This is a genomic window from Natrinema pellirubrum DSM 15624 (assembly GCF_000230735.2).
Lineage (GTDB): Archaea > Halobacteriota > Halobacteria > Halobacteriales > Natrialbaceae > Natrinema > Natrinema pellirubrum.
In genome coordinates, this window is sequence record NC_019962.1 from 1,958,712 (window position 1) to 1,973,560 (window position 14,849).

Annotated in this window: 13 protein-coding genes and 1 pseudogene; 9 read left to right on the forward strand and 5 right to left on the reverse strand. The window is 55.1% G+C overall.

Translation table 11 applies throughout. The annotated features are described in order from the left end of the window. The first annotated feature begins 47 nt into the window (after nucleotides 1-47). Nucleotides 48-1,364: an RNA-guided endonuclease InsQ/TnpB family protein gene (locus NATPE_RS09400; protein WP_015298989.1), complete on the forward strand. Its 1,317-nt coding sequence runs from the start codon at nucleotides 48-50 to the stop codon at nucleotides 1,362-1,364. Nucleotides 1,365-1,641: 277 nt separating this feature from the next. Here NATPE_RS09400 and NATPE_RS09405 read toward each other — a convergent pair whose 3' ends face one another. Beyond that, nucleotides 1,642-2,538, reverse strand: coding sequence for a hypothetical protein (locus NATPE_RS09405; RefSeq protein WP_006180715.1), 897 nt, complete (start codon nucleotides 2,536-2,538; stop codon nucleotides 1,642-1,644). 1,083 nt (nucleotides 2,539-3,621) lie between these two features. On the opposite strand from NATPE_RS09405, the gene NATPE_RS09410 reads away from it, so the two are divergent. Both NATPE_RS09410 and NATPE_RS09415 read left to right on the forward strand, forming a co-directional pair. Further along, complete coding sequence (locus NATPE_RS09410; protein ID WP_006180714.1) at nucleotides 3,622-4,005, forward strand: ArsR/SmtB family transcription factor; 384 nt, start codon at nucleotides 3,622-3,624, stop codon at nucleotides 4,003-4,005. A 2-nt stretch (nucleotides 4,006-4,007) separates the two neighbouring features. Continuing rightward, complete coding sequence (locus NATPE_RS09415; RefSeq protein ID WP_006180713.1) at nucleotides 4,008-4,964, forward strand: permease; 957 nt, start codon at nucleotides 4,008-4,010, stop codon at nucleotides 4,962-4,964. 231 nt (nucleotides 4,965-5,195) lie between these two features. On the opposite strand, the gene NATPE_RS09420 is transcribed toward NATPE_RS09415, so the two are convergent. Together NATPE_RS09420 and NATPE_RS09425 are read right to left on the reverse strand one after the other, a co-directional pair. After that, a complete protein-coding gene (locus tag NATPE_RS09420; RefSeq protein WP_015298673.1) occupies nucleotides 5,196-5,831 on the reverse strand; it encodes an IS6 family transposase in 636 nt (211 codons plus the stop codon). A gap of 132 nt (nucleotides 5,832-5,963) precedes the next feature. After that, nucleotides 5,964-6,290 carry a hypothetical protein gene (locus tag NATPE_RS09425; RefSeq protein ID WP_006180712.1) on the reverse strand — a complete coding sequence of 109 codons (327 nt, stop codon included), beginning with the start codon at nucleotides 6,288-6,290 and terminating at the stop codon, nucleotides 5,964-5,966. 189 nt (nucleotides 6,291-6,479) lie between these two features. On the opposite strand from NATPE_RS09425, the gene NATPE_RS09430 reads away from it, so the two are divergent. Then, on the forward strand, nucleotides 6,480-6,755 hold the full coding sequence (locus NATPE_RS09430) for a PadR family transcriptional regulator (RefSeq protein ID WP_006180711.1): 276 nt from the start codon (nucleotides 6,480-6,482) through the stop codon (nucleotides 6,753-6,755). 607 nt (nucleotides 6,756-7,362) lie between these two features. Here the strand turns inward: NATPE_RS09430 and NATPE_RS23565 are convergent. Next, complete coding sequence (locus tag NATPE_RS23565; protein ID WP_449406627.1) at nucleotides 7,363-8,301, reverse strand: helix-turn-helix transcriptional regulator; 939 nt, start codon at nucleotides 8,299-8,301, stop codon at nucleotides 7,363-7,365. Between the two features lie 194 nt (nucleotides 8,302-8,495). Here NATPE_RS23565 and NATPE_RS09440 point away from each other — a divergent pair, with 194 nt between their 5' ends. From NATPE_RS09440 to NATPE_RS21375, 5 genes and pseudogenes are all read left to right on the forward strand, one after another. Continuing rightward, nucleotides 8,496-8,921 carry an ester cyclase gene (locus NATPE_RS09440; protein WP_006180709.1) on the forward strand — a complete coding sequence of 142 codons (426 nt, stop codon included), beginning with the start codon at nucleotides 8,496-8,498 and terminating at the stop codon, nucleotides 8,919-8,921. A gap of 46 nt (nucleotides 8,922-8,967) precedes the next feature. Then, a pseudogene (locus NATPE_RS23040) lies at nucleotides 8,968-9,099 on the forward strand (RNA-guided endonuclease TnpB family protein); the annotation flags it as partial. A gap of 808 nt (nucleotides 9,100-9,907) precedes the next feature. After that, complete coding sequence (locus NATPE_RS09445; protein ID WP_006180708.1) at nucleotides 9,908-10,768, forward strand: hypothetical protein; 861 nt, start codon at nucleotides 9,908-9,910, stop codon at nucleotides 10,766-10,768. A 153-nt stretch (nucleotides 10,769-10,921) separates the two neighbouring features. Continuing rightward, on the forward strand, nucleotides 10,922-11,611 hold the full coding sequence (locus tag NATPE_RS21370) for a site-specific integrase (protein WP_206538396.1): 690 nt from the start codon (nucleotides 10,922-10,924) through the stop codon (nucleotides 11,609-11,611). Between the two features lie 232 nt (nucleotides 11,612-11,843). Next, the gene (locus NATPE_RS21375; protein WP_241432733.1) at nucleotides 11,844-12,263 is read left to right on the forward strand and encodes a hypothetical protein; all 420 of its coding nucleotides are present in this window, start codon (nucleotides 11,844-11,846) and stop codon (nucleotides 12,261-12,263) included. Nucleotides 12,264-12,323: 60 nt separating this feature from the next. On the opposite strand, the gene NATPE_RS09460 is transcribed toward NATPE_RS21375, so the two are convergent. Then, nucleotides 12,324-13,706, reverse strand: coding sequence for an ATP-binding protein (locus NATPE_RS09460; protein ID WP_006180705.1), 1,383 nt, complete (start codon nucleotides 13,704-13,706; stop codon nucleotides 12,324-12,326). Nucleotides 13,707-14,849: the final 1,143 nt, after the last annotated feature.

The following is a 14,849-nucleotide window of genomic DNA, read 5'->3' on the forward strand; positions in this document are numbered from 1 at the left end:
CTTTTACAATTTGAGCGAGTATAAGTGATTATAGAGGCGTTCCACGAATGCTGGAAGTCCACCGCACCCACCGAGCGAAAATCCGCAACCACTCACAGGTAGCGGACTCGCTCGACCGGCATGGCTGGAGTGTCAGCAAACTCTGGAACGTCGCCAACTACCACTCCCGAGAAGTCTGGGAGGAGACGGGCAAAATTCCGGACCATAAGGAATTGAAAGACGAGTTGAAAGGTCACGACAAGTACAAGGGACTGCACAGTCAGTCCAGTCAGCGGGTTCTGGAGGAACTCGCTGAAGCCTTCCACTCGTGGTACTCCAGTGACGATGACAGGGACAATCCGCCCGGCTACCGCAAAGAAAACTACTACGACTCGCAAGGCCGTCGCGTCCACGAAGAACACCCACGCAGCACGGTCACGTGGAAACAGAACGGCATCCGTCACGACACCAAGAATAACCGAGTTCGACTCTCGAAAGGGGCGAACCACAAGGAACACCCTCGAGCATGGGAATACATCCTTGTCGAGTACGAGACACGACCTGGAGTCACGGTCGAGAACCTGCAACAAGTCCGCGCCGTCTACGATCAGCAGAACGAGCGGTGGGAACTCCACCTCGTCTGCAAAGACGAAATCGAGACACCCAACGCTCCCGGCGAGGAGACAGCAGGCATTGACCTTGGTATCAGCAACTTCGCCGCTGTCGCATACAGCACAAACGAAGCCGACCTGTACCCCGGCAACCGCCTAAAGCAAGACGGGTACTACTTCCTGAAAGAAATCGCTAACTGTGACGACAGCGGTGGTGAACGGGCCGCCCGCTTGCACCACAAGTGGTCAGAACGCCGTACTCACTTCTTCCACAGTCTCGCCAAACACATCATCCAACGATGCGTGGAGAACGGCGTTTGCCGCATCAACGTCGGGGACTTGGAGGGGGTTCGAGAGGACGAACACGGCGAGTCGAAAAACTGGGGTAAGCACGGCAACCTCGACCTACACGGGTGGGCATTCGATCGCTTCACCAAGATTCTCACGTACAAGGCGAAGGTCGAGGGTATCGAAGTCGTAGAAGTGTCTGAACGGGACACGAGTAAGACGTGTTGTATTTGCGGTAGGGAAGACGATAGTCAGCGTGTTCAACGCGGCTTGTACGTGTGCGAGGCGTGTGACGCGGCGTTCAACGCTGACGTGAACGGGGCTGAGAACATCCGTCTCAACATCAACGACGAAAGTAACTCCGAGTCTGCACCCAGTTTGGGTGGAGATAGGAGTACCGGCTGGTTGGCACAGCCCGAAGTCTACCTTCATAGCCTCTCCTGCGGATTCCAACCGCAGACAGAGGTGGTGGACTGCAAACCCTAATATCCCAACCGCGGTCGGGATTCCTCCGCCTTCAGGCGGAGGAGGATGTCAATCAGAGTAGTGGGTGAAAAAGCTGGTCTGTACAGCCTCTGTAGTTACCGAATTGCTCGATTCAGTTTCAGGCATATTTCTGAATGAAGAAGTCGTGGGACGGATTCATGCGGTGGCGAAAGCCCGGCAGCGAAACGGCCATCGGCCGTGAGCAGCCCGGACCATGGAGGTGGTGGGAGGTAGCGGTGACTGCGTTCACACCAACAAAAAAGGGGCACAGGCCTGGCTATTCCCACCAACGACCGCGCTCGGGGAAGTGGATCGTCGTCCAGCCAGTCACGGCCAGTGAGACACGGCCTTCGTGCCAGTTCCGGGCAGCCTTGTGAATGCGCACTTGCTCACCTTCCTCGATCCACGGCGCGTCTGAGGACTTCCAGATCGTCACGCGTGTCTGTCCACTGTCGTCTGCGATGAGCCCAACCTGTGCAATGCTTGGATGCGAGGGATCCCACAGGGTTTCGACACGCCCTTCGATGCTCACCTCTTTCCGAGAAACCTCCTCGAGTTTTCCGATGGGGATGACGTGTCCGGGCGCCGTCTGCAGCTCCTCGAACACGTTGACGACCGCACTCGTCAGGTCCTGACCACTGACGACGGCCTCTCCCAACCGCCGGCTGATCGCCGCTCGGGACCAGCCATCTAACTGCTTTGTGAGTCGCATCGACTGCTTGTTCACAGCCGCCAACTGTTCTCGAGAGAGTTCTGTCCGGGGATCTGGTCGCTCCGGATCCGCCATTGGGTCCACGCTCGCCGCCCGTTTCTGGAATTCCACACGCCGCACTTTGCTCTGGTTCGCAGCGATCACTCGTGTCCGCTTTGCACGACCTTCCTGCGGTCCCATTTCGGCCTGGGCACTGATCAGTTCGAGTTCGTCCTCTCGTGCTCGAATGCGCTCTTCCTGCTTGAGGGTGGCACCGTGAACCCGCTCATCGCTCGTATCTGTAATGCCGTCTGGGTGGTTTGCATCCACCTTTGCTTGGACCTCTTGTTCGACCGTTGCCTCGAATTCCGGCGCCTCGTTGACGACCGGGAAGCCGTCTTCATCGATTGCCTGCTCGTCCGCCTGTTTGAGTGCCTGTTCATCGACCGTAACGACCTTGTTACTCGAGTTGTTACTAGACATTGGATCTCACTGATCCGAAGGCGCTCACGCGCCTGCCACCGCGATGTCCCTGCATCGCGGTTTTCCGACGACACCGACCGACTAGATCTATCTGCGCGCTCTCGCTCGCGCCTTCGTGAGCGCCCATCTGGGCGCGAGCGAGAGCGGGCCTGAATGCGGTGTCCCAACCAGCACCGCGCGGTGTCCTGCCGAGCGGAGCGAGGCAGGACTCGAGGCGCGAACGGAGTGAGCGCCTCGGCGACCCGCCCGGAGCGAGCGGCCAGCTTTAAGCCGTTTCTCGTGTCCGGCCCGGACTGCGGGTTCCAGCGCGACTGTCGTCGAGAACGCGCGCCGCGGTGTGGCGCGCGACAGCGCAGGCGGCACCAAGCGCTGGAACGCGAAAGCCCGCGAGGAGCGCAACCGAAAACGCGCTTAATGCTGGCGTCGAGACCAGATTCATTGGAGCCCGGAACGGTGAGCGACGTCAGGAGCGAACCGCAGCCCGGAATGGTCGGTCGCGAGCGACGCGGAGGGCGGCACGCGGCGAGCGGGGCGGGCCGATACCCAAGCGCGAGCAACCGACGCAACAGCAGCCCGATCAGTCCACATGGGTGGGATCAAAAGGGGCTGGCGCACTCGAGGAACCCCGCCGACGCAAGCACCGCAACCTGTGAGGTGCGCAGCGAGACGCGGGACTCGAGCGTGCCAAGGGCTTTCTCCCTGTTATCAAAAACGATGGTTGCAAGCCACTTACCGAGACCTACTCCTTCACAACTGTTTCAGTGACCCATCCGCACACTACAGATGCGAACTAATCGCTAAATATTCTATCAGTTTGGATGTTTCGATACTCTTGCGGCAGACAATGCATTATAACAAATTCGTCGGTAATCTACCTCCCAAAGGTTTATTCACATCGAGAAAATACAATATGAGGTAATGGCTAAAAGCGTCCTCAACCGCATCTGGAATCGCCTCATAAACCGTTACGACCAAGATGGCGAGTCAGGCTGCTGCAGCCTCCGCATCGAAGAAGTTCAATCTGACTCGGAAGAGGACAAACCGGACAGTTGCTGTGAATAAATCGAATCGGAAATCCACGATATGACTGGAACTGAATCACCACCTGACGACGCCTACAACGCCTTGGATCGCCTCTACGATGATCCAGACGAACGAGTCACCGCGCTCCAAGAGATCAAACCACCCGAGCAAGATGTCTCCGGTCAGGAGTCCGTCTTCAAGGCACTTGGGAATAAAGACCGACTTCGCGTTCTCAGCGCACTCCGTGAATCCGAGTGCTGCGGCTGTGAGCTACAGGTCGTCCTTGATGCACCACAGTCAACAGTTGCCACCCACCTCCGGAAACTGAAAGACGCAGGGTTGGTCAAGTCCCGGAAGAAAGGCAAATGGAGCTACTACCGTATCGCTGATACCGCCGTCTTCGAATTACTCGATCTCGCCCACGCAATTCAGGAGGACGCCTAAGAATGCTCTCTCCCAGTCTCTCCAACGCACTCCTCGACTCGTGGGACTACTTCCTTCACCTCGCAGTCCTCCTCATCCCCCTGTTCATCGGCGCGTCTTTCCTCGTCGGGCTCGCCCAAGAGTATCTTCCCCCAGAAAAAGTGGAACGGAAACTCCGTGGACACGACGAAGGCACCGGCAACATCGCAGCCGCTGGTCTCGGCGCAGTAACGCCATTTTGCTCCTGTTCGACCGTCCCGGTATTAGCAGGGCTGCTTCAAGCAGGCGCACCACTCGGACTGGCGTTCTCGTTCTTACTCGCATCGCCACTGGTCAACTGGATTGCCGTTCTGCTGCTGCTCGGGCTCTTCGGCGTCGAAATCACCGTCTGGTACGTCATAATCACGCTCCTCGCAGCAATCGTCGGTGGGTTCGTCATCGGTCGGCTTGAGCTTTCAGAATACGTGAAGGATGTTCGAATCGGCGATGACCAAGGACAAGCGGTTGCTGCGGATGGTGGGGCAACCGCTTGCTGTGCTGCTGAGACGACGCCGACAACGACGCACCGTGACCACATCGAGACTGCGGCCCGCGAAGCGTGGTCGTTCTTCATCGATACGCTCCCATACCTCCTTCTCGGCATGACAATCGGTGCACTGATTCACGGTGTCATCCCGGTTGAACTCCTCCACGCAGTGCTTGGGCCGGAGAATCCGCTTGCGGTTCCGTTGGCTGCCCTGGCAGGTGCACCAGTATACATCAGTCTCAGTGGGATGTTGCCTATCGCGGCGTCTCTCAGCGAGCAGGGGATCGCCATCGGAACCGTATTGGCGTTTGTCATCGGCGGGGCCGGAGTTAGCATCCCTAATCTGATCCTTCTAAATAAGTTGTTCAAGCGCAGGCTTTTGCTCGTCTACGCGGGAACCGTCGTGACGATAGGCATATTCGTTGGCGTCGTATTCAACTTCCTTATCGCCTAATCAGTCTCATATCCGTTTGAGAAGTGTACTACAAGATAGACGATACAGAACCGCCGTTGAGTCTTCGTTGTTACGTTAGTCACGCTCCTCTGTTCCGTTCTGGTCAGTTCAACCATTTGTACTTCCTATCTTTTTTCAAGGCGAGAATCCCGCCGTTCACGGCGGGCGTGAAGCCGACAACTGCCTCGCGTTCCACCGTCGGTTGCAGGCCGAATACCCCACGGGTAGTGTTCAGATAAGCTGATTCCATGCGAAGGCGAACGCTTGGAGCCAATTTTCGACGGTGTCTGCTTCAGCATGGCTAAAACAGTTTGAGAACTGGTTAGTTCGGCGTTTTAGTTCTCGAAATACACGTTCGACACTGTTCCGATTACCGTGTTTTTCGTATCTGTAATCGAGGCCATGTCGGTGGAGTGCCGCTTGCAGCCACGGTGCAGAATCGACGAGAAAGAGCGCGTCATCGACGAGATGTTTGTCGCGGAGTTCCGCGAGGAACATCTCGGTAATTGCTTGATTTCTCGTCGGTGAGAGCTTGACGTGTAGCAAGCGGTTTGTTGCGGGATCAACGGCGGCGTACAGCCAGAATCGTTCGTCATTCAGTTGGATCACGGTCTCGTCAACCGCGACGTGATCCGGATTTGCGCCATCAAGCGGCTGTAAATCTGCCTTCTGCACCCAGTTGTGAACGGTCGATCGACAGCGTTCGACACCCAACCTCTCGAGAATAGAGATGGTATCCGAAAGTGATAGTCCAGCCAGATGGAGCCGGATACCGAGCTTCATCGCGGGCTCGGGTGTCGCCTCTCGCTCCAGAAAATCTAACTCGAAGCAGTCGCTACCTCTGTTGAGGCGGGCGGTTTCGAGCATAGACCACTCAAAAATCGTTCCGCCTCACCCTTCATCCTTATCTGAACACCGCCGTTCGTTCGATCCATCGCCTGGATTACTGAGCAGCAACAGCAGAAGAAAGCAACCGACTGTCAGCCAGTCGCTCTGTAGTTACTGTTCAGGGACGCCATAATCGACGTGAATAGTTGGCGTACTCGCGGATTCGGCCCCTTCGACGCCGTTCCAATCGGTGACGTGGATGTTTGCTAACTCACCGGAGAATCGGAAGCGCTGGACACCGACCTCGATCGATCCTTCAACGGCGTTCTTCGTGACGACGGTCGCCTCTTTCACTGGATCGGCTGTCATCATTTCGATGTCGCCGGCAACTGAGAGTTCGAAGTTCGACGGGACGCCGCGTCCGACAACCGTAATGCGGTTCGGCAGGAGTTGAGTATTTGACTCGCTTGATGCGGTTTTCCCGTTGGTGCGTGTCATACCTCGATAATTCGATCACCTCTGTATAGGCCTTCTTATCTGGAAAAATACATGAACGAGAGAGTTTGTGGAATCCGGGAATTGGAACAGGGATGAGAGCTACGGGTAGAATGTATTTAGCAGGCGATAACCTCCACGAGTTGCATATACAAGCACGATAACAAATACGCTGGTTCTGGAGAACAGCATATGCACGATTTGACTGGCTTCCAACGCGATCTCTTGTACGTGATCACAGGTGCCGACCAGCCATCCGGCCAGGACGTCAAAGATGAAGTCGAGCAGTACTACAGTTCCGAGATCAATCATGGCCGGCTGTATCCAAATTTGGATACGCTTGTCAACAAGGAATTAGTCGAAAAAGGGCAGTTAGACCGCCGGACGAACTATTACGCGATCACGGACGCCGGGCGTGACCTAATCCAAGAACGGCGTGAATGGGAGGAACAATACGTCGAAGTTTGATTCTTCGCAGAGAGTAGTTGCTCCCACTCTCCAACTCACTCTTGGGATGGTGACCTCAAACAGTGAGGTGGACATGGTCGGTGGATCCACACTGCCCGCTACTGTGTCGTTCATCTTCCGCTCACTTTAGGGGGGACGCCCCCCTCGTTTCCGCTCCAAGTGCTGCGAAGAGCAGCGGAGAGAAGCGAAAATAGTGATCCCTCGATTCTGAATTGTCGGGTTCTGGACGAAGAGGCGTTCTCTTCACCGATTAGACGCTACCCCCGATAAAAAGAAGTGAATACTGGCGATTGATTACTGGGTGTTGAATTTGCTGATCTGGTTTTCGTGGTTGATAGAACACCCTCTACATACTGCTTCTGTGATTGGCATATGTATGTATATGTTGCCTATACAAGTAAATATATAATAAGAGTCCAAGAATGGCGCTCAGATAGCCAGATTTATCAACGATCCTCAATTCCCGCTTCTCGAAATCTCTGGGGGGAGGGGGACTCTCGGAGGGTTTTGGAGCGGAAACGAGGGGCGGGGGTGTTCTGGGGGGATACTCTTGATCAATCCAATTATCAAGTTGATTCGGCAACTACTGTTCAGGGCGGGGAGAATGTCAATCTGACGTCAACACTGTGGGTTCGAGTGGCTCTGCATCCGCCCGGTGTTCCTTATACAGAGACTCAGCCCACGAAACAACATCTGAGTGAGTACTCTCTAAGAGCCCCTTCACAAGCACGTCGTTACCGGCCTGATTTTCGTCACACAACCAGAGCAGGACAGTTCCATCGACGATGTGCATATTAAGCGGGACGCGCCCGTTGTATAGCCACATCCGATCAGCGATGTCCTGCCAGAGCGCCGCCCGCTCCGGGTCATTACCCACAACATCGATAAAGTTCGTTTCGACAACTCCCTCGAAATCGAATTGCCCTTCAACGACACGACCGTGAAGCACGTTCATGTACTCCGGGAGTGAGTTTTGTGTGAGTCCTCGGTAGCGGTCGCTTCCGCGGAGGTACTCCATCGCACGGTCGAAGTGGGCGGTCGGATTGGCTTCCGTCGGTGTTGTCACCTCGGCCTCACGGAAACAGCGAAAATCGAGATCCCAGGCTGGTTCGGGTAACCACTCGATCGCCGGGCCAAGGTGATGAATTCCCTCCGTCGCCGTCAGATACCGACGGAATTCCGTAACCATTGCCTTTCCCAGCGATGTGATTCGGTAGCGACTCCCTTCCGACCTGACCCAGCCACGGGCTTCAGCATCATCAAGTACCCGTGCAGCTGTCGATCGCGGTACCCCGGTCGCGTCCTGTAGTTCTCGGCGGGATGCTTCGCCACTGGTGAGTGCCTCCAGCACCCGGATACGATTAGCCGAATTCGCTAGGAATTGGCTATCGTCTAGCGTAGCCCCCATGTGTGTCAATACCACCCTAGTCGGTAAAAATGCAGTAGGCGATAGACTAAGAATTTCCGTGGATTCGATACCCGGACGAACAAGGTAGATAAGATACCCGCTCACCACACCAAGCGAGGGACTCTGAGGCACATCCATTGTGTCTACAGGCAGAGCAGGCCGAGTGTCTCGGAGCTTGACCCCGAGGCAGTTCACAGGTCGTAATGCTGTGGTCCAAACCAGCAGGTCGATCCCCTGTACAATGAAATCTATCAGTGTCCAGACTGTGGGAACGTTCTCGCCGAGTAAGGCCAACTGCTTGCAGTCCTTCAGTGAGGATGGGTGGACCACCCATGGCACAAGCTACCTCAGACATCGAACAGTGCGTCAAAGAGTGGATAGATATCTGGAACAACGGGGCGTACGAACGACTTCCAGACGTCCTCGACGAATCAGCGACAGTGTACGACCCCGGTGCACCAGGCGGAGTGCTAGAGGGACGTGACGAGTTCGAAGTCCACCTGCAAGAACTTCGAACAGGATTTCCAGATTTTACCATCGAGATTGGGGAGATGCTTTCGGAGGATGGAGTCGTCATGACAGAGTGGACTGCAACGGCCACACACGACGGGCAATTCAACGATATCCCAGCAACCAATCGTAAGATCGAACTCCAAGGAATGTCGAAAACCGTGGTCCGAGACGGACAAATCGTGGAAGATCAGGTGTGTCACGATTTCTACGCCTTCTTGGAACAGCTTGGTCTTACCGACGAATAGGGGTAGACCTCACTCTCCCACTTAAAATACTATTGTACTAACACTACACGAACGCTACAGGGATCTACACTCGCAATCCAGCCAGCGAGTTCTCCAAGAGTTCGCTGAAGCGTTCATCGGCTGGTATGCAAGCGACGACCCAGACGATACCCCGCCAGGGTATCGCAAACGAGGTAACGGGCCGAGTCTGCCCTGCTCATTGATCGCTCGTCTCGTCGTTCCTGTTCTCGCTAGGTGCGCTCAGCGAGAACGTGTGCGGGATTGATCATCAACACGTGTCATCCTCCCCGTGAGCCGCGCGGCGTGTAAGCGCAGCCTCTCGCCCTGCAAGGAATGTCAATGAATAGATACAGGCGGGTTGAATGCCCCACTACACCACGGTACATCTTAGGAAAATTCACCGGGGTATAGAACCGTGGCAAGTCGCAGCCACGGTTTTAGATACCTCCCCACGGTCGCTAAAGGCTTCAAAAACCGTGGTTTGGTTTAGGTATGACGATTTTCTGATATAGGGTTTTGCTGAATTTCTATTGGTATTTGGAATGGTGTTGTGGAAATCGCATGGCGTCGCGGGGGTGGCGATCCGATTTCCGGGCGAATTTGAGAGGTCCTCGATCGAGGTAATTGAAATCTGAAACGGTGGCGTTTAACCGGTCAATGTAAATCTGCAACGATAGAGTGAAAATGGCAAGACGTCGTGGGGGTGGTGTTCGGTATTTCCGGTTCTTCTCTTCGTTTTCAATTGGTTTTTGGAATGGTTTCGTAGGAGCCCGTTTGTGCTTTCGCGGGGTGTTTCGCCAGGGTAGTAGTGACGGACCTTCTCTTTTCGCAGGGTTTTCCGCCGGGTAATGCACGGGTCAGTTGTTTTTCGCAGGGGGTGTGAGAGAAGGAGATTGAAAGTCTACAACTTCTGCAAGGATTTCCGCTCTCCTGCAAGAACCCCTGCGAAAGCATTTACGTAACCCAGATATCGATCGAAATGAGTCATGATAGATACGACGATTGAGGATTACAATTCGGTTGGAAGATCCTCTGAGACAGAGGCAGAGATCGACGGCGAGGAATTCCCGTCCAAAACAGAGGAAGAGACGGGAGTCGAGTCCGATAACGAGGACACCCCTCAATTCCTCGCGGTAGCGACCGCAAAAGCTCGTACATCGCTCTCGGATCCGATCCGAGCAGTCCTCAAATATGCCGCGGAGCAGGAGGGAGCAGAGAGCGACTACAAGGATCGGACCGAGCTCGTTACCGACGTCACAACTGGCACGAGCCAGTCCGCACCCGTCGCTGCCCACGGTGGAATCATTACCTGGAGCGTTCGCCCGGATCGATCTGCGGTCGATGCTGGGCTTGAGTTGCTTGATGACACGGAGAGCCTTTCGGTAGTGGTTATTGACAAAATCGAGAGTCTCGGGGCGACCGCGGCAGACATGGAGGAGCGAGCGGCGCGGATCCTCGATTCGCATGGTTGTGACTTGGTCCTTCTCGAATCAGGTCTCCACCTCGAAGCGGAGAGTGAGGCAGCGCAAGCGCACATCCGAACGCTCGCCGCGGTTGATCGTGCCGGGATCGAAATACAGCGGGAAGCGACTGTGTCGGACCTTCGTGCGCGCGGCGCGGACCTGCCCTCGGGTGGGCGAGCTCCGCTGGGTTTCGAATGGCGAGATGGCGAACTCGTAACCTCGGATCAGTACTCTCGCGTGTGTTCGACGTTGGAACTCATCGAAGCGGAGTCAGGTGACGTAGGGATCTCCAAGGGGGAAGCAGCGCGGCGTCTGGACACGTCACACCGCACTATCAACCGGTGCCTCGATGACCGGCCTGATCTGTACGGGCTCGACAATTAACCATCATATATGGTTGAATTACCATTTTACCCAAAATGTCCCAACAGACGTCTAAGAGCCTAGCCACTTGAATCTCTCCTCATTTCGGAGATTCGATCCAATGCGGGGATAGACTCTAACGATGATTCCTTGAAATGACTTCACGTTCCGTTCATGACGAACGCTGACACTCATATCGAGACGCTTCGAGAGAAGATTCGCAATGGCGACCGAGAGCTTGATGAGGCTAACCAGAACGCCCTGATCGAATTCAGTGACGAACTTTTCCTCATCCCCAGCCAAGTCGGCGATTATCGGCACCTCAAACTTCTTCGACATAATGTGAGGATGGCTGAGCATGCTGGTAGTCCCGTAGAGGCGCTTGAAGATGAGGACGCTGCGAAAGAGATCGTTCGCTGGATTCACCGCACATACGACAACGAGGAAACCAACCGGGATTACCGAGTCGCGCTGAAACAATTCGGACGGCGAGTCACTGACGAGAACGGAGATGATCCGCCTGAATCGATGGAGTGGATTCCATCGAACACTCCGAGTACGTACGACCCGGCTCCAGAACCCAGTAACATGCTTCAGTGGAAGAAGGACGTGCTTCCACTGATCGACGCTACTCGAAACCCTCGTGATGCAGCCCTCATCGCTGTTGGATGGGATGCAGGACCGCGGTCAGGTGAGCTTCGGGACCTCACGGTTGGGGATATTACTGACTACGAACACGGCTATCAGATCACTGTTCAAGGGAAAACAGGGCAGCGAACGGTTCCACTCATTCCCAGTGTTCCGTTTCTCCAGCGATGGCTTGCAGCCCATCCGAGCGATGATCCACAGGCACCTCTTTGGTAGCGTGTCATAGAATACGTCTCATACCCTCAACTTGGCGATTATACAGCTTCCAATTCGCGTGTAATCCTATGAATTTCGTCAGCCATGGGTTTTGCTCAAGGGCGAAACCGTGAACAACGCCTCCTGAGAACTATTCTATGACACGCTCCTTTGGAGTAAATTGAGCGAGCCAGAGGCACCGAGCTACAACGCTCTTCGAACAGCTGTGAAGGACGCCGCAGATCGAGCAGGAGTGAGTAAGCCAGTGACGTTCACAAACTTCCGTAAGTCCAGCGCGTCCCACTTGGCTTCACGCGGACTGAATCAAGCTCATATAGAGGATCACCATGGTTGGACTCGGGGGAGCGATGTTGCTTCTCGATACGTTTCTGTATTCGCCGATGATACTGGCCGAGAAGTCGCTCGTGCCCACGGATTAGAAATAAGCGAGGCAGATGAACCCGAATCTACCGCACCAATCGAATGCCCTCGATGTCATCAACGAACGCCGCGTGAAATAGACCAGTGTCTTCATTGCCGACAAACGATAGATAAGGAAACCGCACTCCAACAAGAACAAACCTGCGACTGGTGTGGATCCGTTATCTCAAGCTACTCCGATCATATTCCGAACTGTCCTAGCGTTGAGATAGCCCAAGAAGAACCGTACTAATTCCCGTCAAATCACTCATTCTGCCATCACAAGGGGCTGCAAATTCTGCCCTCTCTGTACTCATGAGTTACTTTTGGGAGTAACCAGATCAGATAATTCGAAGAGAAGGACATCGTCACGCGCATCAGCGACGCGATCGAGGTCGTCGGTGTATCCGGAGCGGCTGAACAAGACGTACAGTGTCTCCCCGTCTGCTGGCTCTTCTGACCATCGTATTTCGGACGCTGTTCGTTCGAGATCGGCGAGGACACCTTCACTCACAGGTCGGGAGGTGAATTTGCACTCGCCAGCGACGAGCCCCTCGTCGGTGAGGCCGAGGACGTCCAGTTCGTGTTCCTTGAACCACCACTGCCCGACGTCATGGAACCGTCGGTCGATGAGGTCAGGGAGTTCGCGCTGGCAGAACCGTTCGAACAACGGGCTCACGTAATCCGCCAGCTCGGGCGCGACGAGTTCGTCGTATGCGTCGTCACCGAGCATACGAAGTTGGTCCTGGGTTCCGTACACGAACCGGAACCAGAACCGGAACAAGGGAGCCGCGATGCGATACCGACCGCGTTTCGAGGACGTCGGCGATTCCGTTACGGGGATATGGCGTTCGACGAGGCGGAGTCGGCGGAGTTTCTGGAGGTACGTGCTGAGCGATCCGGAGTCCACGCCGGCCATGCCCGCAATCTCGTTCGGGGTGCGACGGCCGTGGGCGAGCGCACGGAGGATGCTGAAGTACGTATTCGGCTGTCGGAGTTCGGTGCGGAGCAGGAATTCGGGCTCGGAGTACAGGAGGCCACGCTCCGATAGAATCGACTGCTGGACGTTCGTTCCTAACGGTTGGTCGGGATCGATGGTCTGGAGGTAGTACGGTGTGCCCCCGTAGATCGACCACGCGGTGATAGCGGTCTCGGGGTCGTACTCCGGGAAGAACTGGTGTGCATCGGCTACGTCGAGTGGTTTGAGATCGATCGTCGCCGTCCGCCGACCGTACAGCGGTGCGCTTCCAGAAAGCACCTTGTCCTCCATGACACTGATCGACGAGCCGACGAGTACGAGCGTCATCCCCGTCTCCTGTAACACCATATCCCAGACGCGCTGAATTCGGGACGGCAACGACTCGTCCTCCTCAATGAGGAACGGAAACTCGTCGATGACGACGATCGCGTCTTCCTCGCCGAGTGCTTCAAGGAGTGCTTCCCAGTCACGGCGGACGTTCCGCAGCGACGGGAACTGTGCGGTGGCGGTATCGACGAACTGTTCGAGTTGGTTCTGTGCTGTGGACTCGACCGCTTGGTAGTAGACAGCGTCGTCCCGATCAGCGATGGACTGGCGAACGAGCTCACTCTTACCGAGGCGACGCCGGCCGTAGATCACGACGAGATCCCCAGTCTCGGACTCATAGCAGTCCGTGAGTTGATCGAGTTCGATGTCTCGATCAACGAAGTGCTCCATACAGCCAGTAGCATCTCCGACCAAATGGAATTTTCGATTTCAGAAATCACGATTTCCAAACGTGTGATTTCTTTCTATGGGGAGAGAAGCTGGAGGCGAATGTCCCAAACGCTGTGTAACGGGATCCCAATCCTTTGCATGCCGTGGGATTTTCCGGCTCTATACCCTCAGCACCATCTATGGCTGGATTGATCCAGCGAACGGCACAGGCGATCGATGATATGTAGCAGCCGATATGGCATGGATCGAGTCGCGCCGAAAGCCGTGATCGCCATCGTGCTTTTGATCACCGGATTGGCCATCCCGGTGATCCCAATTGTCTGGATCGCCCGGATTATTGCCAAGTAATCAATGGAGCAGCGGGGGCGAAATACACACTGTTTATTCAACGAGATTCTGTCAACAACACCGGTAGAGGAGGAACAGATCTACGCTCCGTTCGGACACATAGCAGTCCCATGGTACACTGACGTGGAACGCTACTGTGTATCCAGTTCGTGGGACACAGACGTGATACAGAATCATGGTTCTGTAACGCGGTACAGTATCTTGGTCTGCTGATCTGGTACTGTCCGATGGTACGGTATCATGGTACTGGTACCCGTTACAGTCCCATCGAAACCTACCTCAATACAGTACAATGCAGATGTGAGTGTTCCGAGCTATATTCCAGAATCATGGCTACGGCCAGCCCCATCTATCACACTCTGAGAAATGAAATAATACCGATTTGGTGAATTCTCCCTTCGCTTATAAAGGGAATGAGGCAATCTTTGTCGGAATGGGACTTCTGGATGAATAGAACCATGGCTGACTTAAAGAATCTCGAAATTGGCGATCCCGGTTCGGTGCCTCTATTTGCCCACAACGAACACTCATCTGGGTACGCTTAATCGAGTCGCAAATCGTTAGGATAGGTCGGGTGTCCCACTAAGGCAATTAACTGGGTGCCTTTTTAACCTCCAGACCATAGTATCGCTCACACGGTCGAAAACCATGGTCTCAGCGGACGGGTAATTGTGTGAGACGGGAATTGCCAGCGAGGTGAAGTATACCCTCTCACGGCAATGACCAGGGTTCGAATCCCTGTCGGAGCATTTCTCTCACTCCGAGTCGACCAGTGATATTTGGAGGCAGACTCCA

What these genes read in the sequence shown, in the direction of transcription:
- NATPE_RS09400 (WP_015298989.1), top strand. Translation starts at nt 48, where the DNA reads ATGCTGGAAGTCCACCGCACCCACCGAGCGAAAATCCGCAACCACTCA.
- NATPE_RS09405 (WP_006180715.1), bottom strand. Translation starts at nt 2,538, where the DNA reads ATGTCTAGTAACAACTCGAGTAACAAGGTCGTTACGGTCGATGAACAG.
- NATPE_RS09410 (WP_006180714.1), top strand. Translation starts at nt 3,622, where the DNA reads ATGACTGGAACTGAATCACCACCTGACGACGCCTACAACGCCTTGGAT.
- NATPE_RS09415 (WP_006180713.1), top strand. Translation starts at nt 4,008, where the DNA reads ATGCTCTCTCCCAGTCTCTCCAACGCACTCCTCGACTCGTGGGACTAC.
- NATPE_RS09420 (WP_015298673.1), bottom strand. Translation starts at nt 5,831, where the DNA reads ATGCTCGAAACCGCCCGCCTCAACAGAGGTAGCGACTGCTTCGAGTTA.
- NATPE_RS09425 (WP_006180712.1), bottom strand. Translation starts at nt 6,290, where the DNA reads ATGACACGCACCAACGGGAAAACCGCATCAAGCGAGTCAAATACTCAA.
- NATPE_RS09430 (WP_006180711.1), top strand. Translation starts at nt 6,480, where the DNA reads ATGCACGATTTGACTGGCTTCCAACGCGATCTCTTGTACGTGATCACA.
- NATPE_RS23565 (WP_449406627.1), bottom strand. Translation starts at nt 8,301, where the DNA reads ATGGATGTGCCTCAGAGTCCCTCGCTTGGTGTGGTGAGCGGGTATCTT.
- NATPE_RS09440 (WP_006180709.1), top strand. Translation starts at nt 8,496, where the DNA reads ATGGCACAAGCTACCTCAGACATCGAACAGTGCGTCAAAGAGTGGATA.
- NATPE_RS09445 (WP_006180708.1), top strand. Translation starts at nt 9,908, where the DNA reads ATGATAGATACGACGATTGAGGATTACAATTCGGTTGGAAGATCCTCT.
- NATPE_RS21370 (WP_206538396.1), top strand. Translation starts at nt 10,922, where the DNA reads ATGACGAACGCTGACACTCATATCGAGACGCTTCGAGAGAAGATTCGC.
- NATPE_RS09460 (WP_006180705.1), bottom strand. Translation starts at nt 13,706, where the DNA reads ATGGAGCACTTCGTTGATCGAGACATCGAACTCGATCAACTCACGGAC.